General features: G+C 66.8%; 20 protein-coding genes. 2 read left to right on the top strand and 18 right to left on the bottom strand.

The window, feature by feature from the left end:
- Positions 1 to 12: 12 nt before the first annotated feature.
- Together AASM09_RS12740 and AASM09_RS12745 are read right to left on the bottom strand one after the other, a co-directional pair.
- Positions 13 to 1,062 carry a LacI family DNA-binding transcriptional regulator gene (locus AASM09_RS12740; RefSeq protein ID WP_049426747.1) on the bottom strand — a complete coding sequence of 350 codons (1,050 nt, stop codon included), beginning with the start codon at positions 1,060 to 1,062 and terminating at the stop codon, positions 13 to 15.
- 96 nt (positions 1,063 to 1,158) lie between these two features.
- Entirely contained in the window at positions 1,159 to 3,624 is a 2,466-nt protein-coding gene (locus AASM09_RS12745; protein ID WP_049426748.1) for a GH92 family glycosyl hydrolase, read from the bottom strand.
- 1,050 nt (positions 3,625 to 4,674) lie between these two features.
- On the opposite strand from AASM09_RS12745, the gene AASM09_RS12750 reads away from it, so the two are divergent.
- Positions 4,675 to 7,752 carry a TonB-dependent receptor gene (locus tag AASM09_RS12750; protein WP_049427561.1) on the top strand — a complete coding sequence of 1,026 codons (3,078 nt, stop codon included), beginning with the start codon at positions 4,675 to 4,677 and terminating at the stop codon, positions 7,750 to 7,752.
- A gap of 202 nt (positions 7,753 to 7,954) precedes the next feature.
- The gene (locus AASM09_RS12755; RefSeq protein WP_008267227.1) at positions 7,955 to 8,149 is read left to right on the top strand and encodes a heavy-metal-associated domain-containing protein; all 195 of its coding nucleotides are present in this window, start codon (positions 7,955 to 7,957) and stop codon (positions 8,147 to 8,149) included.
- Positions 8,150 to 8,227: 78 nt separating this feature from the next.
- Here AASM09_RS12755 and cueR read toward each other — a convergent pair whose 3' ends face one another.
- The 16 genes from cueR to hisG all read right to left on the bottom strand — a co-directional run bounded on the left by cueR (position 8,228) and on the right by hisG (position 26,658).
- On the bottom strand, positions 8,228 to 8,683 hold the full coding sequence (gene cueR, locus AASM09_RS12760) for a Cu(I)-responsive transcriptional regulator (RefSeq protein WP_049427559.1): 456 nt from the start codon (positions 8,681 to 8,683) through the stop codon (positions 8,228 to 8,230).
- Positions 8,684 to 8,694: 11 nt separating this feature from the next.
- Positions 8,695 to 11,196: a heavy metal translocating P-type ATPase gene (locus AASM09_RS12765; RefSeq protein WP_049427557.1), complete on the bottom strand. Its 2,502-nt coding sequence runs from the start codon at positions 11,194 to 11,196 to the stop codon at positions 8,695 to 8,697.
- Positions 11,197 to 11,326: 130 nt separating this feature from the next.
- A complete protein-coding gene (locus tag AASM09_RS12770; RefSeq protein WP_049427555.1) occupies positions 11,327 to 14,284 on the bottom strand; it encodes a TonB-dependent receptor plug domain-containing protein in 2,958 nt (985 codons plus the stop codon).
- Positions 14,285 to 14,689: 405 nt separating this feature from the next.
- Positions 14,690 to 15,421 carry a copper homeostasis protein CutC gene (locus AASM09_RS12775; protein WP_049427552.1) on the bottom strand — a complete coding sequence of 244 codons (732 nt, stop codon included), beginning with the start codon at positions 15,419 to 15,421 and terminating at the stop codon, positions 14,690 to 14,692.
- Complete coding sequence (locus AASM09_RS12780) at positions 15,418 to 16,416, bottom strand: N(4)-(beta-N-acetylglucosaminyl)-L-asparaginase (RefSeq protein ID WP_049427551.1); 999 nt, start codon at positions 16,414 to 16,416, stop codon at positions 15,418 to 15,420. Before AASM09_RS12780 ends, AASM09_RS12775 begins: the two co-directional genes overlap by 4 nt.
- A gap of 51 nt (positions 16,417 to 16,467) precedes the next feature.
- The gene (locus tag AASM09_RS12785; protein ID WP_049427549.1) at positions 16,468 to 17,490 is read right to left on the bottom strand and encodes a glucokinase; all 1,023 of its coding nucleotides are present in this window, start codon (positions 17,488 to 17,490) and stop codon (positions 16,468 to 16,470) included.
- An 84-nt stretch (positions 17,491 to 17,574) separates the two neighbouring features.
- Complete coding sequence (locus AASM09_RS12790; RefSeq protein WP_049427546.1) at positions 17,575 to 17,859, bottom strand: hypothetical protein; 285 nt, start codon at positions 17,857 to 17,859, stop codon at positions 17,575 to 17,577.
- 35 nt (positions 17,860 to 17,894) lie between these two features.
- Positions 17,895 to 19,484 (bottom strand): calcineurin-like phosphoesterase C-terminal domain-containing protein, encoded by a 1,590-nt coding sequence (locus AASM09_RS12795; protein WP_049427544.1) that lies wholly within the window; start codon positions 19,482 to 19,484, stop codon positions 17,895 to 17,897.
- Between the two features lie 99 nt (positions 19,485 to 19,583).
- Positions 19,584 to 20,204: a bifunctional phosphoribosyl-AMP cyclohydrolase/phosphoribosyl-ATP diphosphatase HisIE gene (gene hisIE, locus AASM09_RS12800; RefSeq protein WP_049427542.1), complete on the bottom strand. Its 621-nt coding sequence runs from the start codon at positions 20,202 to 20,204 to the stop codon at positions 19,584 to 19,586.
- On the bottom strand, positions 20,194 to 20,970 hold the full coding sequence (hisF, locus tag AASM09_RS12805; protein ID WP_049427541.1) for an imidazole glycerol phosphate synthase subunit HisF: 777 nt from the start codon (positions 20,968 to 20,970) through the stop codon (positions 20,194 to 20,196). Before hisF ends, hisIE begins: the two co-directional genes overlap by 11 nt.
- Positions 20,964 to 21,698, bottom strand: coding sequence for a 1-(5-phosphoribosyl)-5-[(5-phosphoribosylamino)methylideneamino]imidazole-4-carboxamide isomerase (gene hisA, locus AASM09_RS12810; RefSeq protein ID WP_049427539.1), 735 nt, complete (start codon positions 21,696 to 21,698; stop codon positions 20,964 to 20,966). Before hisA ends, hisF begins: the two co-directional genes overlap by 7 nt.
- Positions 21,695 to 22,297: an imidazole glycerol phosphate synthase subunit HisH gene (hisH, locus tag AASM09_RS12815; protein WP_006436751.1), complete on the bottom strand. Its 603-nt coding sequence runs from the start codon at positions 22,295 to 22,297 to the stop codon at positions 21,695 to 21,697. Before hisH ends, hisA begins: the two co-directional genes overlap by 4 nt.
- Positions 22,294 to 23,367, bottom strand: a complete 1,074-nt coding sequence (hisB, locus tag AASM09_RS12820; RefSeq protein WP_049426901.1) for a bifunctional histidinol-phosphatase/imidazoleglycerol-phosphate dehydratase HisB — start codon at positions 23,365 to 23,367, stop codon at positions 22,294 to 22,296. Before hisB ends, hisH begins: the two co-directional genes overlap by 4 nt.
- Entirely contained in the window at positions 23,364 to 24,458 is a 1,095-nt protein-coding gene (gene hisC, locus AASM09_RS12825; protein WP_049426899.1) for a histidinol-phosphate transaminase, read from the bottom strand. The genes hisB and hisC overlap by 4 nt, the downstream gene beginning before the upstream one ends.
- A complete protein-coding gene (hisD, locus tag AASM09_RS12830; RefSeq protein WP_049426897.1) occupies positions 24,455 to 25,750 on the bottom strand; it encodes a histidinol dehydrogenase in 1,296 nt (431 codons plus the stop codon). Before hisD ends, hisC begins: the two co-directional genes overlap by 4 nt.
- Positions 25,747 to 26,658 carry an ATP phosphoribosyltransferase gene (gene hisG, locus AASM09_RS12835; RefSeq protein WP_019338500.1) on the bottom strand — a complete coding sequence of 304 codons (912 nt, stop codon included), beginning with the start codon at positions 26,656 to 26,658 and terminating at the stop codon, positions 25,747 to 25,749. The genes hisD and hisG overlap by 4 nt, the downstream gene beginning before the upstream one ends.
- Positions 26,659 to 26,681 lie beyond the last annotated feature (23 nt).

Raw genomic sequence — 26,681 nt, forward strand, 5'->3', positions numbered from 1 at the left:
ACGTGGAAGGAATCAGTTCGGCCGTGCGGCACTGCTTTCGCGGATGCGCAACTGCACCGGCGCCACCGTGCGCCGTGGTGGCGCGTCCGGTTCGTCCAATCGTTGCAGCAGCAGCGCGGCCGCCTGCCGGCCCCGCTCGCGCGGATCGGCGGTGAGCGTGGTCAATGGCGGCACCGCGACCGATGCCTCGGAAATATCGTCGAAGCCGGTCACGGCAAAGTCACCGCCCGGACGAATGCCTCGCGAGTTCAGGCCCAGCATCAGGCCCAGCGCGACGGTGTCGTTGTAGCAGACCGCCGCGCTGGGGCGATGGCCATCGGCAAACAGCTCATCGGTGCGCGCAGCGGCTTCCAGCCGGTTCGGCGCCGACTCGATCATCCAGCCCGGCGGCAGCGACAGGCAGGCCTCGGCCAGCGCCTGCTGGAACCCGGCACGCCGCTGGTGGCACGAGCTCGATGCGGCGTGGCCGCCGAAGAAGGCGATCTGGCGATGGCCGCGCTCGATCAGGTGGCGCGTCGCCAGATAGGCGCCGTGCTGGTTGTCCAGGGTCAGGAAGTCCCAGTCGGCCCCTTCCAGTTCGCGGTTGAACAGCAGCACGTTGGCATTGGCGCCCAATGCCTGGCGCAGCTGCGCGGTGTCGCTGCCTTCGGCCGGCGACAGGATCAGGCCGGCCGGGGTGTGCTCCATCAGCGTGGACAGCACCGCCTGCTGGCGCTCCGGCGATTCGCCGGTGCTGCCGAGCAGGGTCACATAACCACGCCCGCCCAACGCCTCGTCCACGCCGGACGCAAATTCGGCGAAGAACGGGTTGGACAGGTCGTTGATCACCAGCGCGATGCTCGACGAGGTACGACGGCGCAGGTTGGCGGCCGCGCGGTTGTAGACATAGCGCTGCCGGCGCAGCTCGGCCTCGACCTTGGCCCGGGTATCGACATTGACCAGCGGGCTGCCGCGCAGCACCAGCGACACGGTCGCCCGTGACACGCCGATGGCACGCGCGATGTCGGTCACCGTCACTGCCTTGCCGGCGCGTTTGCTGGGACTGCTGCCGTTGTCGTTCATCGTCTTCCCGGACTCCGCTGGAGGCTCAAGCCTAATGGATCAGGGCCGTGTCGTGCCGTGCCGTTCGCTGGGTCACCGCGAACGGCACAGTCCGGCTCAGCGCAGCTGGCTGCCCGGTGCCGCGCACCAGGATACCGGCAGGTCCTTCACCGCCGTGCCCCAGCCCTGCTCCGGCACCTTCGCATCCAGCGCAAAGCGCACGCGCGGGCCCTGCTGCAGGCGGCTCCAGTCCAGCCACACCGCTGCATGTGCCTGGCCATCGACCTGCACGCCCTGCACGTACTGCAGGCGGCGGCCATCGGCGCCCGGCGCGTCGATGCGCAGGGTGCGGCCATTGCCCATGTCCACTTCCACCCTGCTGAAACGCGGGGTGTGCAGCAGGAACTGGCCGCTGCCCGGCACCGCCGGGTACACGCCGATGGCGCTGAACAGGTACCAGGCCGACATCGTGCCGAGGTCGTCGTTGCCGGTCACGCCGTTCGGGGCGTTGGTGAACAGCTGCTGCGCGGCACGCACCACGGCAGCGGTCTTCCATGGCTGGCCGATCAGCGTGTACAGCCACGGCGAGTGCAGGTCCGGTTCGTTGTTCGGGTTGTAGCGGAACTGGTTGTAGTAGCTGTACGGCCCGACCACCCACTCCTTGCGGGCAGCGTTGAGCGGGTCGGCCTGCAGCGCATCCATCGCGAAGAACGCATCGAGGCGGCGACCGGCCTGCTCGCGGCCATCCATCGCTTCGACCAGGCCTGGCACGTCCTGCTGCGCCAGCCACTGGTACTGCCACGCGGTGCCCTCATGGAAGCCATGGTGCGAACGCGGGCTGTAGTGACCATCGGCCGGGGTGTACCACTGGCCGTCCTCGGTACGCGGGCGCGGGAAACCGGTGAAGCCGGTCTCGGCATCGCGCACCTGCGGGTCCCACACCTTGCGCCAGTTGCGGCCGCGCTCACGCAGCGTCGCCGCGTCCTGCGCGTGACCCAGGCCATCGGCCATCTGCGAGAGCGCGCAGTCGGCCAGCGCATATTCGAGCGTCGCCGAGCCACCGTGGTGCGGATCGACGTCCATGCCCTTGGATGGGAACGCACGGTCGTAGACCACGTAACCCTTGTCCAGGTAGGTGGGGTTGCCGGAGCGGCCGGCCATGCGCGAGTTCAACGGCGGCGTGCCGAAGGCGTTGCGGCGCAGCGCATCCCAGGCCTGCGATTCACTGCCCTTGAGCGCACCGAAGCGCCACAGGTCGACCATGAACGGGGTAACCGGATCACCGGTCATGATGTTGGTCTCGAAGTTGGCATAGCCCCAGCGCGGCAGCCAACCGCCCTGTTCGTCAATCGCCAGCAGGGTCCGGCCGATATCGCGCGCCACGTCCGGGCGGGTCAGCGCCAGCCACTGGTTCTGCGCGCGGTAGGTATCCCACAGCGAGAAGTACTCGTAGTAGGTCCAACCATCGGCGCGATGGATGCGATCGTCGTAGCCGCGATAGCGGCCATCAGCATCGTTGCCGGTCATCGGCTGCAGCAGTGCGTGGTAGACCGCGCTGTAGAACACGGCGCGGTCGTCGGCGTTGCCGCCCTGCACGCGCACCCGGCCCAGCTGCTCGCGCCAGGACTGCTGCGACAGGGCACGCATGCGGTCGAAACCGAGCAGCGCCCCACCCTGCATGCCCTCGGCGCGCAGGTTGGTGCGCGCGCCTTCGGCATCCACGTGCGAGATCGCGCTGACCGCCGTCACCGACTGGCCCTTGGCCAGATCGAAGCTGAGCCAGGCGCCATTCGGCTTCTGCTCGCCTTCCATGCTGTGACGCGCACCGGGCAGGCCACCGCCCTCGCCCCAGGTGCCATGCGCCTTGAACGGACGGTCGAACTCGATGCGGAACCAGGTGGTGTACTGGTGGCCGCCACAGAAGCTCTTGGTGACCAGCTTGCCTTCCACCACGCGGTCACCGACCACGTCGACCACGCTGCCGATGACCGAATGGCGCTCGTTGGCCTGTCCGACATTGACCAGCACGTGGCCATCGCCGCTGCGCTGGCTGAAGGTGTAGCGCTCGGCGGCGGCGCGCGTACGCGCGGTGGCCTCGGCGTCGATGCCGCCGTAGCTGGTCAGCCGCACCTTGTAGTAGCCGGCCTGGCCGATCTCGCCGTCATGGGTGTAGTTCGATGCGTAGGCCTTGTGGTCGAACTGCTTGGCGTTGCCGGTATCGAAATCGCCACCGGGGCCGATGCTGCCGGTGACCGGCAGGATGGACACCTGCCCGCCCTGCTCCCAGCAACCGGCGCCGGAGATGAACGAGTGGCCGAACCCGCGGATCTTCTCGTCGTCGTAGCGCCAGCCGGAATAGTGGCTGCCGATCGGGCTGACCTGGATCAGGCCAAACGGTGCCGACGCGCCCGGGAAGGTATTGCCGTCGTCCTTGCTGCCGATGAAGGTGTTGACCTCGCGCTCCAGCGCTGCCGGCGCAGCCTGCAGCAGCATCGGCATGGCCGAAAGCGCCAGCAGGCAGGCCAGGCGCGCCAGCGGGCGCGAGGTCGATGGGACGGCGGGAGCGGACGGCACTGGACGCATGTCGGGTTCCTGTAGTCGATGATGCGGAGGCAGACGGCCGGGGCCGTCCGGCACCGTTCCGCTGAGCCCCGCCGTGACCGGCAGAGAGCTCCCCCTGGAATGACGCCCGACCCATTCGACCGTGAATTTAGATCGATTCAAGTAGAGCATGCAGGTTCAGCCGAATGCATTCTGCGGCGCAGCATGAAAGGGGTGTTCGGCAGGGCTGCGCCCTGCACCTGCTACGAGCTGGAGCAACAGCAACAGCAGAAGCCGGTTTCCTGTGGGGAGTCGGGGTGGGTCCGGTTGCGGGGGACGCCGTAAACCCGTCCCTGGGGGCTTGGCCGCGGCATCCATGCCGCGGACACCCCCGCAACCGGACCCACCCCGCCTTCGACAGATTTCCGCGATCTGCAACCGATCCACGCCACGCGTGGATGAACCTCTGACAGATAACGAAATCAATCGGGGTCAGATCCGTTTTCCAAAGGAAAACGGATCTGACCCCATGCCGTTACCCCATGCCGTCTCGAAGACCCATCCATCCGTCACCGGGAGACTGGCGAAGGCGGGGCGGTGTGGGCTGGCAGGACCGTTGGCGCCATGGATGGCGCCATCGAGCCCCCATGGAAGGGTTTACGGCGTGTCCTGCAAGCCCACACCGCCCCGCCCAACCAGCAGACACCCCAGAGCCGGCTGTTGCCTTTGACGTTGCTCTGGCTTGAAGGCTTCTGCAGGTGCAGGGCGCAGCCCTGCCGACCCACCCTCCCCTGCGCACGAAAACGTTTCCACTGTTTTCAGCAAACCGTCATCCCCTCGCCACGCCAGTACCATATTGCGCAGCAGCATGCGTCCGCGGGCGACCCATGCTAAAAAACGCCCGCCCATCGCTTAGATCGATCCAAGACGACATTGCGATGGCCGGGAGTTGGGGGAGCAGCAACAGGACGTACCAGGCCACGCGCACGGTGCTACTGCCACTGCATGGCGATAGCGACAATGTCACTTCAAATTAGATCGATTCAAGTTGTCCGTGCCACGTCACCGGATCAATCCAGGAGAGAGGGAGAGATGGGAATGAAGCATTCAACACGTAAGCATGGCCAGGATGCATTGTCGCTGGCCATCGCGCTGGCCCTGGCCGCCGCCGTCGTTCCGGCCGGCGCCGCCGCGCAGCAGGCAACCACCACCGGCTCGCAGGAAGCCACCAACCTGGACAGCGTCCAGGTCACCGGCTACCGCTACGCCATTGAAAAGAGCCTTGAGCAGAAGCGCGACGCCAATGCCGTGGTCGAAGTGATCACCGCCGAGGACGTCGGCAAGTTCCCCGACAAGAACGTGGCCGACGCACTGCAGCGCGTGCCCGGCGTGGTCATCACCCGCAGTGGCGGCGAAGGCAAGACCGTCAGTGTGCGCGGCCTGGCCCCGGACCTGACCCTGACCCAGTTGAACGGCAACTACGTCGCCACCTCGGAAACCAACGACGAGGCCACCCGTTCGTTCAACTACACCCTGCTGCCGTCGAACATGCTGTCCAGCGCCGAGCTGTTCAAGTCGCCGGAAGCACGCATCGACGAAGGCGGCATCGGTGGCACGGTCATCCTGCATACCCGTCGTCCGCTGGACATGGAATCCAACTCGGGCTTCGTCACGCTCGAGGGCACGTCTTCCGACACCCATCACGATATCGATCCGCAGGCCTCGGCCCTGTACTCCTGGCACAGCAAGGATGAGCGTTTCGGCGTGCTGGTCGGCGTGACGCAGCAGAAGCGCACCACCCGCACCATGGAAGCCAGCACCGAGGACTACCAGTGGTATGGCGCCGGCAAGGCGCGCGATGCCTATGGCAACGTGCAGTCGCAGGATGGCATCCACTACTGGTGGGGCAAGTCCGGATTCAACAACCAGACCGGCGGCAACTACAGCGATTTCTTCATGCCGACCTCGGCCAACTTCGCGGTGAAGGAAGAAAAGCGCGAGCGCAAGGGCGGCCAGCTGACGTTCCAGTTCAAGCCAGTCGACAACGTCACGATGACGGCCAACTACTTCCGCTTCGAGCTGCAGGGTGACTACACCCAGAACATGCTGAAGATTCCGGAATGGAGCATGGCTCGTTTCAACGGCGATGGAAACTGGGCGGGCGGACGCCTGCTCAATGGGTTGGACTTCGACCCCAGCGGCAACACCGTCACCGGTGCACAGTTCGAAAAGCTGGCCGGAAAGACCTACTACTGCAGCGAAGACCAGGCCAAGGCCGCCGGACTCAAGCCCGGTGGCTGGGGCCCGGACGACTGCACGGTTCCGACGCCGCAGCTGACTGGCGGCTACAGCAAGGAAAAGGCACTATCGCAGACCGCTGACCTGACCATCGAATGGGATATCAGCCCGCTGTGGAAGGCCTCGTTCACCGGCGGCCGCACCTGGTCCGAAGGTGGCCCGTCGATGAACTTCCGGATGTCGGCCAAGCCGCGCCGCAAGGTCGGCAGCGATTACCTGTCGGGCAACCAGTACAGCGCCTGGGACCTCACCGGCACGCCCTCGGCCACCTTCTCGCCCGACCTGCAGCAGCAGCTGATGAACGGCATCGCCGAAGTCGACACCGGTTCGACCGATTCGTCGTGGAAGCGCACCGAGGTCAAGCAGAACTACTTCCAGGCCGACGTCACCAAGCTGTTTGAATCGGGCTGGCTGGACTCGATCCAGTTTGGTGCCAAGTACCGCGACGGCAAGGTCCACCGCAATACCGGTAACACCTACTGGACCTGCCAGGGCCGTGATCCGGCCGACTACAAGGACGGCCGTTACCAAGCGGGTTGCGACCCGACTGCCGGCGACGCGCAGCCCGGCTTCTTCCTGTCCAATCCGATCAGCAACATCGCCGGCGGTTTCAATGCGAATGTGTTCCCGGGCATCAACTACCCGGCCTACATCGACTACCTGAACAAGACCTACGGCGGTTCGCACAACCGTACCGAGGAAGACTTCGTCTACAACGTCAACGAAAAGATCTACTCGGGCTATTTCCAGGCCAACTTCCGCACCGAGCGTCTGCGCGGCAACGTCGGCGTGCGCGTAGTACGCACCAAGCAGTTCGCGCAGTCCTCCGACTCGATCGAGAAGTTCAACGATTACTTCCTGGACAACGCGTCCGGCGCGCCGATGGCGTGCACCGACCCGGCTGCTGCGGCCTACCCGGGCTATGGCTGCGAGAGTGGCTTCGTGCGACTGCCGTATGATCTGGCGCAGAGCAAGACCCATGAACTGATCGGCGTCGACCGCACGTATACCGATATCCTGCCGAGCTTCAACATCGCCTGGGACATCACTGACACCCTGGTGCTGCGCGGCGCCGTGTCAAAGGTCATCGCCCGTCCGGGCTACACCGATATCGCCACCCCGGGCGCTCTGAGCTTCTACAGCGCCGAATACGTCGACGATCGTCGCGTCGCCGGCGGTGCGCCGAACCCGGGTTGGGCCGGCGAAGGCAGCAACAAGCAGCTGCAGCCGTTCAAGGCCACGCAGTACGACCTGGGCCTGGAATGGTACTTCCAGCCGGGCGCCGTGGCCGGTGTCGGCCTGTTCCGCAAGGACGTGAGCAATTTCACCGTGCCGGTCGTGCGCGACACGCAGATGACTGTCGGCGGCGAAGTGGTGACCGTGCAGAACTACAAGACCAAGGCCAATGGCCAGGATGGTGTTTCGCAGGGCGTGGAACTGTATGGCCAGTACACCTTCGATTCCGGCTTCGGCGTGCAGGCCAACTACACCTACAATGACACCAACCTGGCATCGATCGTGATTGACGGACAGAACATCGGCTCTTCGCCGCTGGTCGGCAGCGCCAAGAACCAGGCCAACGTCACGGTGTTCTACGAGAACGACAAGTTCCTTGCGCGTGCCTCGTTCAACCGTCGCGGCGAAGTTGTGGGGGGCCTGCAGAACGGCATGACGGTCTACACCGAGCCGTATGACCAGCTGGATCTGAACGTGGCCTACAACCTGACCCCGGACTGGACGCTGACCGCCTCGGTGATCAATGCCACCAAGTCCGAGCAGCGCGTGCACCTGGGCAATGACACCAAGGCCCGCCTGATCTCCAACACCTATGCAGGCCGCCAGCTGTACTTCGGCGCCACCTGGAAGTTCTAAGGCCCGACCGGGCGTGCCGGGTCCTGCCCGGCATGGCCCCGCCCCGCTCCGTGCGGGGCCATTCCTCCACGGCAGCCGCGCTGGTACAGGTGGCTGCCGTTTTCATTGGCTCCGATATGCCCGGCGTTCAGTCCGGCGCTTGACCCTGCCATCGTTGGAAGGTGCACACTGGCTCCACCCAAGAGCACCGAAGGAGCTACAGATGGAATTCCATGTCGACGGCATGACCTGCGGCGGCTGCGCACGCAGTGTGACCCGTGCGATCCAGCAGATCGATCCCAACGCCAGCGTTGTGGCCGACCCGCCGACCGGCCTGGTCAAGGTGCAGACCACCGCATCGCAGGAGCAGGTCTTCGCCGCGGTGAACGACGCCGGGTTCCCGCCGCGCACCGCGTGATCCGCAGCGTCGCATCCACAACGAAGCCCGCCCGGTGCAACCGCATCGGGCGGGCTTTTTCATGCGCATGGCAGCGTCTCAGTGCTTGTGCGCGCGCCGACGCACCGCGCCGGTCTTCGGTGCATCAACCGGCAACTGCATTTCGTCGTCCTCGCCCAGCCGCTGCAGGATCGGGCACTCCGGGCGCTCATCCCCCGCACAACAGCTGATCAACGACTTCAGCGTGTCGGCCATCTGCCGCATGTGCTCGATGCGTTGTTCCAGGTCGGCGATGTGCTGCTCAGCCAGATGCTTCACGTCGGCACTGTGGCGTGAGGTGTCGTTCCAGAGGCCGAGCAGATCGGCGATCTCGGCCACCTGGAACCCGAGATCACGCGCGCGTCGGATGAAGCGCAGGCGGTGGATGTCCGCCTGCGAATATGCCCGGTAGCCGGACTCGGTGCGATCGGCCGCAGGAATCAGACCAATCTGTTCGTAGTAGCGGATCATCTTCGCCGACACGCTGGAGGCCTTGGCGGCTTCACCGATATTCATACGGTTCTCCTTCAGTGGCTCGCAGCGGGGGCATCCGCCATCGGCGGCTGGAAGCGGCGCAGGCGCAGCGCGTTGGCCAGCACGAACACGCTGGAGAGGGCCATCGCACCGGCCGCGAACACCGGCGACAGCAGCACGCCCCAGGCGGGGTACAGCACGCCGGCCGCCACCGGGATCAACGCGGTGTTGTAGGCGAAGGCCCAGAACAGGTTCTGGCGGATGTTGCCCAGCGTCGCCTTCGACAGCGCGATGGCATTCGGCACGCCCTGCAGGTTGCCTGACATCAGCACCACGTCGGCCGATTCCACCGCGATATCGGTACCGGTGCCGATGGCCAGACCAACATCGGCCTCGGCCAACGCCGGCGCATCGTTGATGCCATCGCCGACGAACGCGACATGACCATGCGCGGCCTTCAGCCGGCGCACTGCTTCAACCTTGCCTTCCGGCAGCACCTCGGCCACCACCTCATCGATGCCCAGCTGCCGCGCGATCGCCTGCGCGGTGCCGGCATTGTCGCCGGTGATCATCGCCACCTTCAGGCCAAGCCGGTGCAGCGCCGCGATCGCGGCCGGCGTGCTCGGCTTGATCGGATCGGACACCGCGATGATCGCGGCCAGGCGGCCGTCGATGGCGGCATACAGCGGCGACCTGCCCTGCGTTCCAAGCTGGCTGACCAGTTCAGCGAACGGGCCGATGTCGACGCCGAGCTCACGCATGAATCGATCAGCACCAACCTCCACGCGCGCGCCATCAACACTGGCACGCACGCCCATGCCGGTGACCGATTCGAAATCGGCCATCGCCGGCAGCGCGATGCCCTGCTCGGCAGCCGCGTCGACGATGGCGCGGGCTATCGGATGCTCCGAGCGCGACTCCACTGCCGCCACCGCTGCCAGCACCGTACCGTGATCAAACCCGTCGGCGATCTCCAGATCGGTCAAGCGCGGGCGGCCTTCGGTCAGCGTGCCGGTCTTGTCCACCGCCACCACCTGCGCATCCTTCAACAGCTGCAGCGCCTCGCCCTTGCGGAACAGCACGCCCATCTCCGCGCCGCGGCCGGTGCCGACCATGATCGAGGTCGGCGTTGCCAGCCCCATCGCACACGGGCAGGCAATGATCAGCACCGCCACCGCATTGACCAGCGCGAAGCTCAGTGCCGGTGACGGGCCGAAGATCAACCAGACCAGGAAGGTCGCCAGCGCAGCCAGCATCACCGCCGGCACGAACCACAACGTGACCTTGTCGACCACCGCCTGGATCGGCAGCTTCGAGCCCTGCGCCTGTTCGACCATGCGGATGATCTGCGCCAGCATGGTCTGCGCGCCCACCGCCGTGGCACGTACCGTCAGTGCGCCCTTCTGGTTGACCGTACCGCCCACCACGCCGCTGCCCGGCTGCTTCTCGACCGGAATCGGCTCGCCGCTGATCATCGATTCATCGATGTAGCTGCGGCCTTCAACCACCTCGCCGTCGACCGGCACGCGCTCGCCCGGCCGCACTTCCACCACGTCGCCGCTCTGCACTTCATTGACCGGGATATCGACTGCGCGGCCGTCACGGATCACGTGGGCGACCTTGGCCTGCAGGTTGACCAGGCGCTTGATCGCTTCGGAGGTGCGGCCCTTGGCCCGGGCTTCGAGGAAGCGGCCGAGCAGGATCAGCGCAACGATCACCGCTGCCGCTTCGTAGTAGACGTTCACCGTGCCCGGCGGCAACAGCCGCGGTGCAAAGGTCGCCACCACCGAATAACCGAACGCTGCGGCGGTGCCCACCGCCACCAGCGAATTCATGTCCGGCGCAAGCCGCAGCAGCGCCGGGAATCCCTTCTGGTAGAAACGGCGACCGGGGATGGCCAGCACCAGGAGGGTCAGTGCGAACTGCAGATGCCAGCTGGTCTGCATGCCGATGTTGGCCATCACCCATTGGTGCATGCCGGGAATCAGGTGCGAACCCATCTCCAGCACGAACACCGGCAGCGCCAGCGCGGACGCCACGATCAGGTCGCGCTTCAGTTCGGCGCGCTCGGCATCCTTCTTTTCAGCGGCTTCATCATCGGACTGCACACCGGCCTCGATCGGGCGGGCGGCGTAGCCGACCTTGTCGATGGCAGCCACCAGCGCGTCCACGCCCGCCACGCCGCGTACGGTGGCACGCTCGGTGGCCAGGTTCACGCTGGCCTGGCTGACCCCGGGCACCGCCCGCAGCGCGCGCTCCACGCGACCAACGCAGGATGCGCAGGTCATGCCCTCCACCGCCAGTTCAACGGTCGCGGCGGGTACGTCGTAGCCCACACGCTCAACCGCCTGGATCAGCGCCGCGCGATCAACCGGACCGGAGGGCCGGATGTCCGCGCGCTCGGTGGCGAGGTTCACAGAGACACTGCCGACGCCCTCGACCTTGGACAGCGCTGCCTCGACCCGGCCGACACAGCTGGCACAGGTCATGCCCTCGATGGGAAGGCTGATGGTGGAGGGGCTGGCGGGGACTGCAGTGGCGCGAGGCGTACTCATGATCGGATTCCCGGGGTTCCTTCTGGATGCGGACAGGCTAAACCTTGCCATTGTGGGAAGGTCAAATCCAGCTACCCCGGGACCGACCGGTAGCGCCGGGCCATGTCCGGCCTACCGCCTGCAACCCGCCTCAGAAGGTGAACACGTACTCCAGCGCGAACTCACGGCCCACCGCACCCAGCAGGCGGGTCGGGGCGAAGTCGTAGTCCAGCTTGTACGGATCCTTGTGGTTCCAGCTGGCCGAGTTGAACGCGTTGTTGACGTACACGTTCACCTTCGCGTGTTCGGTCACCTGGTAGCCCACGTTGAAGTTCCAGGTGATGAACGGCCCGACCCGGCCGAAGTACCGTGCGGTCTGCTGCCCGGCATTGGGATTCGGGTTGGGCGAGCCATCCGGACGCGTCGCCGGCTCCAGGCAGTTCAGCGACGGGCTGTCGCTGGGCACGTAGCCATCGGCGAACGGCAGGCAGCCGCCGGGATTGTCCAGGCGGTCGGTACCCCAGTGGTAGCGCACGCCCGGCACCGAGCCGACGCGGTCTGCGTAGACATTGGCGTTCCAGTTGCCACGCTGCCAGGCCAGGCTCGCGCGCAGCTTGCTGCGCAGGTCACGATCGCGCCGCTCCGGATTCGGGTCGTTGGCGTAGCGCTGTTCCTTGGTGGAGATCTGGTTGGTGTAGTTCAGGCCCAGCTGGAAGCTGCCCCACTGCGCGGTGTCCAGGCGATAGCGTGCGGTCAGGTCGATGCCACGCACCTCGCGGCTGGCCAGGTTGAACGGACCGCGCTCGATCGATACCAGGCGCCCGTTGCTGTCACGGTTCACGCGGGCCAGGATGCCGGCGCAGTACTCGCCACCGGCCGGATTGGCCCACGGCGTACCGTCCATGTTCTTGCCGGTCAGGCAGCCCGCTTCGCTGGCCAGCACCTCGTCGGCGCCAACGTCGACGATCATGTCTTCCAGCTTGATCGCCCAGTAGTCGGCGCTGACCGACAGGTTCGGCAGCACGTCCCAGACGAAGCCGACCGTCCACGAATCACCGGTTTCCGAGCGCAGCAGCGGCGTGCCACGGCGGTTCACATCGAACGTGTACCAGACATCGGTGTTGCCGACGCCGCAGTTGTTGACCAGATAGGCGCCGCTCTGGATGCAGCGCAGGCGGTCATAGGTCTGCACTTCGGAGCTGCTCGGCTGGCCCAGCAGGTAGTGCATGTCCGGCGCATGGAAGCTGGTGGCATACGAGCCACGCACCAGCAGCGATTCCACCGGGCGCCATTCCAGGCCGACATTCCAGGTGGTTTCCTTCTGGCTGCCGATGTTCAGCGCTTCGCTGCTGTCGTCGGCCTTGTAGTTGCCATAACGGTCATAGCGCGCGGCCGCGGTGGCGGTCACGCTCTCCAGCAGCGGGATCTTGAACTCGACGCCGGCCGAATAGCGCGTGCGCTCGCCACCACCACGGTCGACATTCTGCAGATCGAAGTCGATGCCGGCGCGTGGGTCAGGACTGAGGTGATAGCCCTGCTGCGCGACTTCAGCCACGGCTGCGAACGAGATGGGGCCGGCCCAGCCCTGGAACAGTTCGCCGGTGATGTCCGCCGACGCCTGGTTGACCCAGGAGGTCGCGCGGTTCTTCGCCACCGTACCCATCTGCCAGTACTGGTCCGGCGTCAGCGGATTCCACCAGCGCGATTCGTTCAACGCGTAGATCGCCTCGCCATCGGCAGTGGTGCCCAGCTTCGGGCCGAGGAAGTAGTCGTACGACTTCTGCTTGTCGACCACGTTCTGCCGCTCTTCCACACGGTAGTACGAACGCCCTACCGTTGCGCTCCAGTCGAAACGGTCGGCGAGGCGCCCGCGCAGGCCGGCACTCCAGTCCCAGGACAGTTCGCGATTGGTGTTGCGCAGCGTATCGAGGCCGCCCACCTCGTTTGGCGTGAACTGGCGCACGCCGAGGATCGGGCGGTTGCGGTTGGCATCCCAGTAGTAGCCGTTGTCATCGTCGATCAGCGACACGCCGGGCGGATTGGTGCCCCATATCGCCTCCGAGCGGTACACCGCCAGGTTGGTCCAGGCCTGCAGGTCGTTGCTGAAATCGAAGGTGGCATACAGGTTGCCGGACACGTTCTCGGCACCGCCGGTCAGCAGCCAGTTGGCGTAGTCGGCGCTCATGCCGCACAGGCGGCCGGTATTGGTGATGGTGTTGGCGGCGTAGTTGTAGACCAGCCGGTCGGCGGTGTAGTACTCGCCGTTGAACTTCTCGCAGGTGCCGGCCGGTGGCGCCAGGCGCTGGCCGTTGCTCGGATCAATCAGCGCCAGGCCGGCAGCGGGACGGAAGCCGACCTTGCGCTGTTCCATGTTCCAGGATGGGTACGGCGCATCGTCTGCGTCGTCCATCTGCGGGCGGTCACGGCCGAACAACGGATCGCGCTTGGTGTACTGCAGCGCGTAGGTCACGCTCCAGTTGTCACCGGTCTTGCCGCCGGCCCAGGACAGATCCCAGGTATCACGGCCGCCTTCGGTCGACGTGCCGCCGCGTACGCGCACTTCATCACCGTCGTAGTTCGTCTTCAGGATGACGTTGACCACACCGGCAATCGCATCGGAACCGTAGATGGCCGAGGCGCCTCCGGTCAGTACTTCGATGCGTTCCACCGCAGCAGCCGGAATGTTGCCGTAGTTGGAGAAGTTGGTCTCGCCGCCGTACGGCAGCGGGTAGTCGGCCACACGACGACCATTCACCAGCAGCAGCGAGCGGTTCGGGCCCATGCCGCGCAGGTTCAGGCCACTGGCATTGGGCGTATGCGAGCCCCATTGCGAAGCGGCTTCGACAGTGCCGGTCGCTTCGGTCAGCGTCTTAAGTGCGTCATACACGCTGACGAAGCCTTCCTTCTGGATCTGCGCAGCGGTGATCACGTTGACCGGTGCAGGGCCTTCGACGCTGGCGCGCTTGATGCGCGAGCCGGTGACGGTGACCGCGTCGAGATCCTTGGTGGACGAGCTTGAGGCTTCCTGCGCATTGGCAGCCAGGGGAAGCAGGGCCAGGACCAAGGCCTGGGACAGCAGGTGACGGCGCTTGCGGACGATCTGAGCCATGGGTGGTTGCTCTTCGAAAGTGTGGACGCACGGACGGGTGGTGGCGCGGCACTACGGCTGATCCGGGCACCTGGATCGGTTCAAGACCGACCCGGCGCCCTCCCCTGTGGATCGATCCAAACTAAAGCACAGCTGAACTATGCGCAGCATGCCGCAACGCACAAACCGGCGACGGCGTGCCGTTATTGGCTACCGGTATCGAGAGCAATCAATGGGTTGCGGACTATCGCTGAGAGAGCAGCGCAGGAATGCGTGACACGATTGCGACAATCACGCGCGGAACGGTTCTGTCCGCGGCAAGCCTGCTGCAGGGGTCAGATCCCTTCGCAGAAGGGCTCTGACCCAATTGCGTGCGCGGTCGGGGTCGGAGCCCTTCTGCGAAGGGATCCGACCCCGCGCCTGCAATCAGCCGTCCAGCGCCTGACGCAGTGCAGCCACGGTGGCGGTGGCGGTCTGGCTCCAGTCCGGGTCCAGGCCGCGCAGCGCCGGGTTCTGGAACTGCATGGCCGAGCGCCGTAGGCCCTTGGCCGAGGCGTGCAGTTCGCTGCAGCCACTCTTCCGCGCGACCGTGGCAATGTTGGCCGGGCCCAGTCCGGCACCAGCCATCACCGTGATGCGCCCCGCCGCCTGGGTAACCAGGCCCGCCAGCACCTCGGCACCGGCCTCGGCGCTTGCCTGGCCCCCCGAGGTCAATACCCGTTGGCATCCCAGCCCGATCACCTGCTCCAGTGCGGCAGGCAGGTCGCGGGCGGCATCGAAGGCGCGGTGGAAGGTCACCTGCAACGGCCCGGCGGCCTGCACCAGTTCGCGGCACAGCGGCAGGTCGATGTCGCCCTGCACATCCAGTGCGCCGATCACAACGCCATCGCAGCCGAGGGCACGGCACTGCGCGATGTCACGCAGCATCAGTTCGGTTTCCAGCGCGTCGTAGTGGAAATCACCCGGACGCGGGCGCACCAGCACGAACAGCGGAATCGACAGGCGTTCGCGGGCGATGGCGATGCTGGCAAACGACGGCGTGGTGCCACCCTCGGCCAGGTTGTCGAACAGCTCGATGCGGTCGGCGCCGCCGGCCTGGGCGGCCAGCGCCGAGGCCAGCGAGTTGCTGGCGATCTCCAGGGTGCGCAGCTTGCTCACGCCTGCGTGCTCGTGTAGATCGACGGCGAATCGCGCAGGTCGTCCTGGCGCTGCGCATCACACACCGCGTAGACGAAACCGCGGTGCAACGCGTACGCGCCCACCTCGCCCTGCTTGTTCATGGCCAGGAAGCACACCTGCAGCGTTCTGCTCGCTTCCGGGCGCTTGCGCACCACGCGGTCGATCGCCTCGCGACAGGCCTGCGCCGGCGAGCGCCCCTGGCGCATCAGCTCGACCACCAGGAACGAAGCGGCGTTGCGGATCATCTCCTCACCTACGCCCGAGGCGGTGGCCGCTCCCACTTCGTTGTCGACATACAGGCCGGCACCGATGATCGGGCTGTCGCCGACCCGGCCGTGCAGCTTCCAGGCCATGCCGCTGGTGGTGCAGGCACCGGCCAGATGGCCCTTGGCATCCAGCGCCAGCATGCCGATGGTGTCGTGGTTGTCGCTGTTGCCGGGGATGCCACGGCGCTCGGCGTTGATCTGCGGCTGGTACTTCTCGGTCTTCAGCCACTCGCGCCAGGCCGCTTCGGCCTGCGGCGTCAGCAGGCGCTGGCGTTCGAAACCCTGCTGCACGGCAAACTGCTGTGCGCCCTCGCCCACCAGCAGCACATGCGGGCTGTTCTCCATCACTTTGCGGGCCACCGAGACCGGATGCAGGATGTCGACCAGCGCGGCCACCGCGCCACAGCGGCCATCACCATCCATGATGCTGGCATCCAGGCTCAGCACGCCGTCGCGATCCGGGTTGCCGCAATAACCGACGGTGGGGTTGCACAGTTCGCTCTCGGCCCAGCGTGCACCGGCTTCGACCGCATCCAGCGCGCTGCCACCTTGCGTCAGTACTTTCCACGCAGCCTGGTTGGCCGGCACTCCGAAGTCCCAGGTCGAAACCACCTTGGCTCCACCCTGCGCGCGCGCGAGTACGCCCGGTAATGCTGCCATGCCTGCGGCCAGTGCGCCGGCCTGCAGGAACTGCCTGCGATCCACCATCTTCCCCTCCCAGTCTGCAATGTGCGGCCGGCCCTATGCCGGTCGCAGCGATCAGTCGTGCGCGGGCTGTCGTGCGGCGTGCCAGACCGCTGCACCGAGTACGCCCAGCTGGCCGTGCTCCACGCGCCATACCGGCACCTGGCGCAGCACCTCGGTCAGCACGCCCTTGTTGAGGAAGCGCTCACGGAAGCGGCCATCGGCCAGGAAATCCTGCACATGCGCGGAAATGCCTCCGGCCAGGTACACCGAGCGTGCACCGACGGCGATCGCTGCGTCGCCGGCCAGGCTGCCCAGCCAGGCGCAGAACACCTGCAGCGTCTCCACCGCCAGCGCATCCTCGCCGCTGCGGGCGGCGCCGATCAGCGCCTCGGTGCTGGACCACACCGGGGTGACGCCACGCAGTTCGCACAGGCACGGATACAGGTTCATCAGGCCGCTGCCGGAAAGCACGCGCTCGTTGTCCACGTGCGCCCAGCGCTGAAGCAGCTTGCCCAGCACCTGCAGTTCCAGCGCGTTGCCGGCGGCAAGCGCGGCATGGCCGATCTCACTGGCCAGCACCGGGCGCTCGCCATCGGCGAAACGCAGCGCGGCGCCCAGGCCGGTGCCCGCGCCCAGCACCAGCGCCGGGAACGCCTGCGCCGGATCGGCGTCGCCGTTCAATGGCACCAACGTCTCGCGCTGCAGGTACGGGATGGCCAGTGCCACCGCCTCGAAATCATTGATCAGCTGCAGCTCGCGCAGCCCGGACTGCGCGCGGGTGGCCGACAGCGATACGGTCCACGGCAGGTTGGAATTGATCAGCACATCGCCATCGAGCAGGCCGGCGATGGCCACCACGGCAGTCTGCACCGGCTGGCTGAGGCCAGCGGTGAAATCAGCAAGGATCGCCGCCAGGCTGGGATGCTCGGCGCAGGCGTAGGTGCGATGGCTGCCCAGCAGCGGCGCCTGGCCGGGTTGCGTTTCAGCCAACGCCAAACGGGCGAAGGTGCCGCCGACATCGGCGACGACCAGATGGCGCGGAAGACCGCCGCGGGCGGAGTCGGAGGAAACCGGGGACGCTGCTGCGATGGTCACGCTGGCCTGCTTGGATCGATCGAATCGCCCCGATTCTCAGGCATCAGGGCGGCTTTGCCTAGCACGCCGGTGGTTCAGGTTGGCCTACATGCCTTCCTGTTCGGCCACCTGCACGCCGTCCACCAGCACGCGCAGGCGCTGCGGGCGGAAGCCGGCGAACAGCAGCGGCCGGGTGCGTTCCACCAGCACTTCATGGCCAGCAATGTGGCACAGCCACGACTGTACCAGCGAGAACGAGAAGTGGGTGCCCGGATGCAGCGGGTGCTGCACCCAGACCTTCTCGGTGGCGCTCTGCAGCAGCATCGCGCCGGTGAACCAGTGGCGACTGAGGGTCACCGGCGTGGTGCCGGCCATGAAGCGGATATCCATGCGGGGTCCTTTCGCTGGAGAGGCCTTGCGGCGTGTCAGGGCTGGGCAGTCTGCAGGCTGTAGCTGGTGGTGGCAGTGAACACTGCGCCATCGGGCTGGGTGGAGCGTACTTCAACCTTGTGGCTGCCCACCGCCAGATCGGTCGGCAGCGCGCCACGCCACAGGTGAGGCGATGCGGTGGCCTCCGGCGATCGATCGTAGCCACGCAGGCTGTTTGCCATATCGTCGGCCACGTTTTCCACCATCAGGCGCGGGTCGGGCTGACTGACCTGCTTCATCGGCTGCCAGGCGCCGCCGTCGACGCGGTACTCGACCACGCTGGCGTCCTCGCCCATGTAGACGTTGGCATAGATGCCCCACGCCGGGTAGGCACCCTGGCGCAGCACCTTCGGTGCATGCAGGCCGATCTGTTCGCTGGCCGGCTTGCCCGCCACCCGGTAGTGCAGCGTGTAGCTGCCGTTGCCGGCCACATCCAGCAGCGCATAGCCCTTCGGCGTGCCATCGCTCATGGTGCTGTCCGGCACACCGGCGGCATTCTTCACGCCCGACCAGAACGCGCCGCAGTTGGCACCGACGTTGTACTCGTGCAGCGGCTTGTCGCCCTTCCAGCCGTCGGCCTTGCCATGGTAGACGTGCTGCTGGGTATGGCTGTGGCCGCTGAGCACCAGCACGTTGCGGAAGTCCTTCAACAGGTCGAACAGGCGCTGGCGATCGGCGTGGCGGAAGGTCTCGCGCCCCGGCGCGGCGTCGAACAGCGGGATGTGCATGCCCAGCACCAGCAGGCGGTCCTTGTGCAGGCCCTTCAGATAGCTGGCGAGGAAAGCGAACTGGTCTTCGCGCAGGCCGCCGACATACTTCGGCCTGGCCCTGGGGTCGTACACCACGTCGTCGAGGAATACGAAGCTGGCGCCGCCCTCTTCCACCGCGTAGGTGTCCGGGCCATAGATGTTGCGCCAGCTGTCCAGCGAATGGTCGTCGCTGGCTGCATCGAAGTCGAGGTCGTGGTTGCCCGGCACATGGAACCACGGCACGCCCAGCGACGTGGTGACCTTGTTGATCGCCGGGTACAGGGTCAGGTCGTCGTTGACGATGTCACCCAGGGTTGTACCCAGGCGCGCCCTGGTCTGGCCAACCAGTGGCGCCACGATCGACTGCTGGTAGTAGCCGATGTCCTTCAGGCTGGCCGTCTGCGAATCGGTGAACACCAGCATCTGGAATCCACGGCGACTGTCATGGCGGTCCGGATGCAGCGCGAAATCCCAGTTGCGGGTGACGTCGCTGGTCGCGGCGATGCCGCCGTACTTCAGTGCCGGCGAACCCTTCGGGCGGTAGTGGCGCCAGAACGACGGCAGGCCATCGGTCGCCTTCGGGAAGGCGTAGGCGTCCGGCTTGATCACGAACACGGTCTGGCCGTCACGCACCGGAAGGCTGTAGCTGCCATCGGCGGCGGTCTTGACGATGGTCTCGCCATTGGAGACCTGCACCCCGGCCAGGCCCGGATCGGTGGCACCTCGGCCTGGCTTGCCGTCGCGCTCCAGATAGACCTTGCCGGTGACCACGGTGTCCGCGGCCCAGGCCGGCGAGGTCAGCAACAGGCAGCACAGCCACGCGGCAGGCAGTTTCATGGGACGGTCCGGGAGAGAAGAAGACTCCCTATTGTAGAGCCGAGCCATGCTCGGCTGCATTGAAAAGGTAGGTGCGGACCGTTGGTCCGCACGCCTCCTTCAACGATGGCGCTTTTCCAGCACTGCCCGCGCATCCTCCAGCGACAGACCACGCGCGCGCAGCAGCACCAGCAGGTGGTACAGCAGGTCCGAGGCCTCGCCCAGCAGCGCCTCGTCATCCTGCGCCACCGCCGCCAGCGCGGTTTCCACGCCCTCCTCGCCCACCTTCTGCGCGATGCGGCGGATACCACCCTCGAACAGACTCGTGGTGTAGCTGCCCGGTGGCCGCTGCGCCTCGCGCATCGCCACCAGCTGGCCCAGCCCGCCAAGGAAGTCCTTCGGCGCGCCATCGAAGCAGCTCTCCGCACCGGTGTGACAGGTCGGCCCGGCCGGGCGCGCCATCACCAGCAGCGTATCGGCATCGCAGTCCACGCTGATCGACTGCACCAGCAGCACGTTGCCGGACTGCTCGCCCTTGGTCCACAGCCGCTGCTTGCTGCGGCTGAAGAAGGTCATGTGGCCGATGGCCAGCGTGGCCGCCAGCGACTCTGCACTGACATAGCCCAGCATCAGCACCTGCAGGGTATCGGCATCCTGCACGACAGCGGGCAGCAGGCTTTCGCCCTTGCCCCAGTCCAGCGCCTGCAGCGCATCCAGTGACGGCCTCACTTCAATAGACATCCCGCACCTCGATCTGCTGCTCGCGCAGGTAGCGCTTCAATTCCGGAATGGCGATGGCGCCACTGTGGAACACGCTGGCGGCCAGCGCGCCATCCACATCGGCCTGGTCGAAGGCCTCGGCGAAGTGTTCCATCGCACCGGCGCCACCGGAGGCGATCAGCGGCACCTGGCAGAGTGCCCGTGCCTGCTGCAGCTGGGCGACATCGTAGCCACGGCGTACACCGTCACTGTCCATGCAGTTCAACACGATTTCGCCGGCACCAAGCCGCTGTGCTTCGACGATCCAGTCCAGCGTGCGCAGCGGCACTGCCTGGGTCTTGTCCGGGTCGCCACTGAAACGGCGCACCCGCCACTGGCCATCAGCCTCGCGCACTGAATCGATGCCCACCACCACGCACTGCACGCCGAACTCGTCGGCCAGCTCGGTGATCAGTTCCGGGCGCCCCAGCGCCGGGGAGTTGATCGACACCTTGTCGGCACCGGCGAACAGCACGCGGCGTGCCGTTTCGACGCTGTCGATACCACCGGCCACGCAGAACGGGATGTCGATCAGTCGCGCGATGCGCTCGATCCAGGCCACGTCCACTGAACGCGCCTCGGGGCTGGCGCCGATGTCATAGAACACCAGCTCGTCGGCGCCCTGGTCACGGTAGCGCTGCGCCAGCTCAGCGATATCGCCCATGTCGACGTGGTCGCGGAAACGCACGCCCTTGACCACGCGGCCATCGCGCACGTCCAGGCAGGGAATGATGCGCCGGCTCAACATGCCAGTGCCTCCGCCAGGTCCATGCGCTGCTCCAGCAGCGCCTTGCCAAGGATCGCGCCACCGCAGCCTGCACGTCGCGCTTCGGCAACGTCGGCCACGTCACGGATGCCGCCGGAAGCCTGCACCGCCACGCCCGGCAGCAGCGCCGACAGGTGCTGGTAGAGGCTGATGTTGGGCCCGGCCAGCATGCCGTCGCGGGCGATGTCGGTGCACAGCAGGTGGTGCATGCCGGCGCGTGCGTAGCGCTGGGCCAGATCATCCAGGGTCACCCCGGCGTTCTCGGTCCAGCCGTGCACCGGCAGCTGCCACTGGCCCTGTGCATCCTGGCGGGCATCAAGCGCAATGGTGATGCGTTCGGCGCCGAATTCCTCCAGCCAGCCCACTACCTCGTCGGGGCGGCGCACGGCCAGTGAACCGACCACCACGCGGTGGGCGCCGGCATCGAGGATGCGCGCCACGTCATCGCGACCGCGTACGCCACCGCCGGTCTGCACCCGCAACGGCGTCTGCGCGCGAATCGCTGCCAGCAACGGCGCCAGCGTATAGCCGCCGGCACGCGCCGCATCAAGATCGACCAGGTGCATCCACTGCGCGCCCTGCGCAGCAAAGGCCTGCGCGCGCGGCAGGCAGTCGTCGCCATACGAGATTTCCTGCGCGTAGTCGCCCTGGCGCAGCCGCACCACGCGGCCATCACGGATATCCAGCGCGGGGTAGACGATGAAACTCATGCAGCAGTGCCCTCAAGGAAGTTGCGCAGCATCAGCGAGCCGGTTTCGCCGGAACGCTCGGGATGGAACTGCGCGCCGTAGTAGCGCCCCTGCTCCACCACGGCCGTGAACAGGCCACCGTGATCGCAGGCAGCAACGGTGTGGGTATTCAGCGGCGCCGCATAGCTGTGCACGAAATAGGCGCTGGCCCGCTCTGGTACACCCTGCAACAGCAGCGACTCACGTAGCGGCAGCAGGCGGTTCCAACCCATGTGCGGCACCCGGATGCCGCAGGCCGGTACCAGCTTGCGCACCACCCCGGGAATCAGCCCCAGCGTTTCCACGCCGGCTTCCTCGGAGCGCTCGAACAACAGCTGCATGCCCAGGCAGATGCCCATCAACGGTACTTCCAGCCGCTGCAACGGCTCGACCAGGCCCTGCGCATGCAGGCGCTGCATGCCGGGACCCGCCGCACCGACGCCGGGCAGGATCACCCGCTGCGCGCCGACCAGCCCATCGGCATCGCGCACCAGCCGAACGCTGGCGCCAAGGCGTTCGAGCGCATAGCGCACCGAACCAAGATTGGCACCGCCCGCGTCGATCAGCGCTACGTCACTCACAGCGCCCCCTTGGTGGTCGGCAACGCCGTGCCCTGCCGGGCCAGCGCCGGGCGCAGCGCGCGCGCCAGCGCCTTGAAGCAGGCCTCCACCTTGTGATGGTCGTTGTCACCGCGTACCTGCAGGTTGAGGTTCAGCCCACTGGCATCGCACAGCGAACGGAAGAAGTGCGGCACCAGTTCGGTCGGCATGTCGCCCACCCGTTCGCGCTTGAACTCGCCGTCGAACACGAAGTAGGGGCGGCCGCTGAAATCCAGCGCAGCGCTGGCCAGGGTCTCGTCCATCGGCAGGGTGAAACCGTAGCGGCCGATGCCGCGCTTGTCGCCCAGTGCTTCGCGCAGGGCCTGGCCCAGAGCCAGCCCGGTGTCTTCGATGGTGTGGTGCTCGTCGATGTGCAGGTCGCCCTCGGCCTGGATGTCCAGGGCGAAACCGCCGTGCTTGCCGATCTGTTCCAGCATGTGGTCGAAGAACGGCAGTCCGGTGGCGATGCGCGCATCACCGGCACGGTCCAGATCGAGTTCAACGCGGATCTTCGTCTCCTTGGTGTTGCGCTGGACCACGGCAGTACGCGGCGCGTCGGCCAGCGCATGGGCGATGCCCGGCCAGTCCCACTCGCCACCAAACTGCTCGGTACGCAACTGGAAGCCACGGATGTTGAGATTGTCGGCGAACTGCAGGTCGGTGATGCGGTCGCCCACCATGCCGGAGCGTGCCCAGTCGATGCTGCGGTCCTGCAGATAGGCGGTCATCAGCCCGATGCCCGGCTTGCGGGTCGGTGCATTGTCCTGCGGCCAGCTGCAATCGATCAGCACGTCACGGAAGGTGATGCCCTGGCTCTCGAAGATCTGCAGCATCAGATCATTGGGGCCATCGAAGCTGGCGCGCGGGTAGCTGTCGCTGCCCAGGCCATCCTGGTTGGTGACGATCACGAACTGGTAGCCGGCATCCCGCAGCTTCAGCAGCGCCGGGATCACCTGCGGCACGAAGCGCAGCTTCTCGTAGGCATCGATCTGGAAATCGGACGGCTCCTCGATGAGGGTGCCGTCGCGGTCGATGAACAGGATCGGGGTCATGCTGCGGCCCTCCGCGCCGACAGGGTCGCAAGCACGCGGTCGTTCTCTTCGGGGCTGCCAATGCTGATGCGCAGGGCATCGCCCAGTTGCGGCGCGGCGCGCTGGTCGCGCACCACCACGCCAGCAGCCAGCAGCGTATCGAACGCGGCCTGGGCATCGGCGAAGCGCACCAGCAGATAGTTGCCGGCCGAGGCATACACGCGGCGCACGCCGGGCAGGCCGGGCAGCGACGCGAACAGGCGTTCACGCTCGGCGATGACCGTGGTCACGCGTTCGGCGGTGCGCCCCAGTACGGCCGGTTGCAGCGCCTGCACCGCCAGTTCCGCGCATGGCGTCGGCACCGGGTACGGCGCCTGGCAGCGACGCAGGACGGCAATCAGTTCCGGTGCGGCGATAAGTGTTCCGATGCGCGCGGCGGCAAGAGCGTGCGCCTTCGACAACGTTCTCAGCACCGCCAGATTCGGGTTCACGGCCAACAGCGTGGTCGCCGACGGACGTTGCGCGTACTCGACATAGGCCTCATCCACCACCACCAGCGCCTGCCCGCGCAACGCAACCGCCACGCGTTCGACCTCGTCCAGGGCGATATCACTACCGGCCGGGTTCGATGGTGCGCACAGGAACACCAGCTTGGCATTGCGCGCCTTGGCGGTGTCGATCACCGCATCCAGATCGGTGCGCAGGCCATCCTCGCTGTCCACAAGCGGCACTTCGATCAGCGCGGCGCCCTGCAACCGTGCACACACGGCGTACATGCCGAACACCGGCGGCGTGACCAGCACGCCATCACGTCCGGGCACGCACAGCGCGCGCACCAGCAGATCAATGGCTTCGTCGCTGCCGCGGCCGACCAGCAGCTGCTGCGGTTGCACGCCATACAGTGCGGCCAGGCTCTCGCGCAGCGCCAGCGGCTGCGGTTCGGGATAGCGCCGGCTGCTGCCGTCGGCATCGGCCGGATTGGCCCAGGCCGACTCGTTGGCGTTCAACCAGACCTCGCCCTGCACCGCCGCACTACGCGCCGAGCTGTAGCCGGCGAAGGCCTGCAGATCCGGGCGCACCAGTGCCAGCACGTCATCAATGGCGGCGCTCATGCGGCGGCCTCCATGCGCAGGGCCACTGCACGCTCATGCGCATCCAGGCCTTCGGCGCTGGCGATGATGCGTGCGCAGCCGCCGATTGCTGCCAGTCCTGCAGCGCTGGCACTCTGCACGCTGATCAGGTTCTGGAAGCTGGCGACGCTGACACCGCTGTAGGCACGTGCAGCGCCTGCTGTCGGCAGTACGTGGTTGGTGCCGCTGCAGTAGTCACCCAGTGCTTCCGGCGTGAAATCGCCTAGGAACACCGAGCCGGCCGCCTGCACCTTGTCCAGCCAGTCGCGCGGCTGGCGCAGCGCCAGGATCAGGTGTTCGGGCGCATACCGGTTGCTGATTGCAAAGGCGTCAGCCAGCGAATCGACCTCGATCAGGCGCGACGCCGACAGTGCCTGGCGTGCGATCTGCTGGCGCGGCAGCAAGGCCACCTGGCGTTCCACTTCCGCCTCGACCGCCACCAGCATCGCGGTATCGTCGGTCAACAGAAGCACCTGTGAATCCGGGCCGTGCTCGGCCTGCGACAGCAGATCGGCAGCCACGAACGCCGGGTTTGCGCCCGCATCGGCAATCACCAGCACTTCCGACGGGCCGGCCGGCATGTCGATGGCGGCGGCGCCGTCCTGTGCGACCTGCTGCTTGGCTTCGGTAACGAAACTGTTGCCGGGCCCGAACAGCTTGTCGCACGCCGGGATGGTGGCGGTGCCATAGGCCATCGCGGCAATCGCCTGCGCGCCGCCGAGCTTGAACACGCGCTGCACGCCGGTCAGGCGCGCGGCCACCAGCACCGCAGGGTCGGCCGTGCCATCGGCGCGTGGCGGCGTGCACAGCACCACCTGCGGGCAACCAGCCAGTTGCGCGGGCACGCCCAGCATCAACGCGGTGGACGGCAGCGGCGCACTGCCTGCCGGTACGTACAGGCCGACCCGGCCGATCGGCCGCAGCATGCGTTCACAGACCACGCCCGGCGCGGTCTCCACGACATAGCCCTTGCCCATGCCAGCCTCGTGGAAGCGCGTGATGCGCTCGGCAGCTTCCCCCATGGCCTGGCGCAGATCCACGGGTACCGCCGCTTCGGCGGCCGCGAACTCGTCATCGGACACTTCGAAGGACGCCAGCTCCACGCCATCGAAACGAGCGGTAATCGCACGCAGCGCCTCGTCGCCCTGCGCGCGCACCTGCGCGATCAGCGCCGCCACCGCATCGCGGGTCTGCTGCGCCACGGTCTGCACCGGGCGGGTCAATGCCGCGCTGCGCGCGGCCTCATCAAGTTGCGACCAGATCAGACGATTCATGCCAGCGACCGCTCCACGCTCAACACCATCAGACCCTGTGCACCGGCGCGCTCGAGTTCTTCCATGCGTTGCCAGCTCAACGGACCCGGGCACATGGTCTGCAGGCGCAGTGCGCCGCCATCGGCCGGCAGCCGCACCAGCGGCTCGGCATCGGCCAGCAATTGTGCCAGCGCATCGACGCGATCCTCGCTGGCGCGGAACATCAGCAGCTTGCGGTCCTGGCGCTGCACCACGCCGTCGAGACGGCGCAGCAGCATCGCACGCAGCGACGCGCGTGCGTCATCCGGCACGCGCACCGCGCCCGCCAGCACTGCCTCGCTGTCGAGCAGGTTGTGCACCGGGGTCAACTGGTTGGCGCGCAGCGTAGCGCCGCTGGAGACCAGGTCGCAGATCAGGTCGGCGGTACCAAGGCGCGGCGCGATCTCCACCGAACCGGACAGCTCGACCACCTGCGCATCCACGCCCTGCTCATCCAGCCACTGCTTGAGGATGGCCGGATAGCTGGTGGCGATCCGTGTGCCAGCCAGCTGCGCCGGACCCTGCCACTGCCACTCCTCGGGCACCGCCAGCATCAGCCGGCACTGGCCGAAGCCCAGTCCGCGCAGCGCCTGATAAGCATCCGGCAGGCCGATCTGGCGGCGCGCGGCGGCCTGCTCATCCAGTTCATTGCGGCCGACGATGCCGAGGTCGCAGACACCGTCGGCGATCAGGCCCGGGATGTCATCGTCGCGCACCAGCAGCAGGTCCACCGGCAGCGACTCGCCGTAGCAGAACAGCTTGTCGCGGCTTTCGCGCCAGCTCAGGCCACAGGCACTGAGCAGATTGCGGGCGGGCTCGGCCAGCCGGCCACTCTTCTGGATGGCGATACGCAACCGGTCTCGTGCCGGTGCTGCCTGGGTTGCACTCATGGGGGAGGTCTCGAAGGTCGGAA

The sequence above is a fragment of the Stenotrophomonas maltophilia genome (assembly GCF_039555535.1).
Lineage (GTDB): Bacteria > Pseudomonadota > Gammaproteobacteria > Xanthomonadales > Xanthomonadaceae > Stenotrophomonas > Stenotrophomonas maltophilia_Q.

Coding starts and splice junctions, on each gene's coding strand:
- hisA (WP_049427539.1), bottom strand. CDS start 21,698: ATGAGTTTCATCGTCTACCCCGCGCTGGATATCCGTGATGGCCGCGTG.
- AASM09_RS12740 (WP_049426747.1), bottom strand. CDS start 1,062: ATGAACGACAACGGCAGCAGTCCCAGCAAACGCGCCGGCAAGGCAGTG.
- AASM09_RS12755 (WP_008267227.1), top strand. CDS start 7,955: ATGGAATTCCATGTCGACGGCATGACCTGCGGCGGCTGCGCACGCAGT.
- AASM09_RS12745 (WP_049426748.1), bottom strand. CDS start 3,624: ATGCGTCCAGTGCCGTCCGCTCCCGCCGTCCCATCGACCTCGCGCCCG.
- cueR (WP_049427559.1), bottom strand. CDS start 8,683: ATGAATATCGGTGAAGCCGCCAAGGCCTCCAGCGTGTCGGCGAAGATG.
- AASM09_RS12780 (WP_049427551.1), bottom strand. CDS start 16,416: ATGGTGGATCGCAGGCAGTTCCTGCAGGCCGGCGCACTGGCCGCAGGC.
- hisD (WP_049426897.1), bottom strand. CDS start 25,750: ATGAATCGTCTGATCTGGTCGCAACTTGATGAGGCCGCGCGCAGCGCG.
- AASM09_RS12765 (WP_049427557.1), bottom strand. CDS start 11,196: ATGAGTACGCCTCGCGCCACTGCAGTCCCCGCCAGCCCCTCCACCATC.
- hisB (WP_049426901.1), bottom strand. CDS start 23,367: ATGACCCCGATCCTGTTCATCGACCGCGACGGCACCCTCATCGAGGAG.
- hisC (WP_049426899.1), bottom strand. CDS start 24,458: ATGAGCGCCGCCATTGATGACGTGCTGGCACTGGTGCGCCCGGATCTG.
- AASM09_RS12795 (WP_049427544.1), bottom strand. CDS start 19,484: ATGAAACTGCCTGCCGCGTGGCTGTGCTGCCTGTTGCTGACCTCGCCG.
- AASM09_RS12750 (WP_049427561.1), top strand. CDS start 4,675: ATGGGAATGAAGCATTCAACACGTAAGCATGGCCAGGATGCATTGTCG.
- AASM09_RS12770 (WP_049427555.1), bottom strand. CDS start 14,284: ATGGCTCAGATCGTCCGCAAGCGCCGTCACCTGCTGTCCCAGGCCTTG.
- hisIE (WP_049427542.1), bottom strand. CDS start 20,204: ATGTCTATTGAAGTGAGGCCGTCACTGGATGCGCTGCAGGCGCTGGAC.
- hisG (WP_019338500.1), bottom strand. CDS start 26,658: ATGAGTGCAACCCAGGCAGCACCGGCACGAGACCGGTTGCGTATCGCC.
- hisF (WP_049427541.1), bottom strand. CDS start 20,970: ATGTTGAGCCGGCGCATCATTCCCTGCCTGGACGTGCGCGATGGCCGC.
- AASM09_RS12790 (WP_049427546.1), bottom strand. CDS start 17,859: ATGGATATCCGCTTCATGGCCGGCACCACGCCGGTGACCCTCAGTCGC.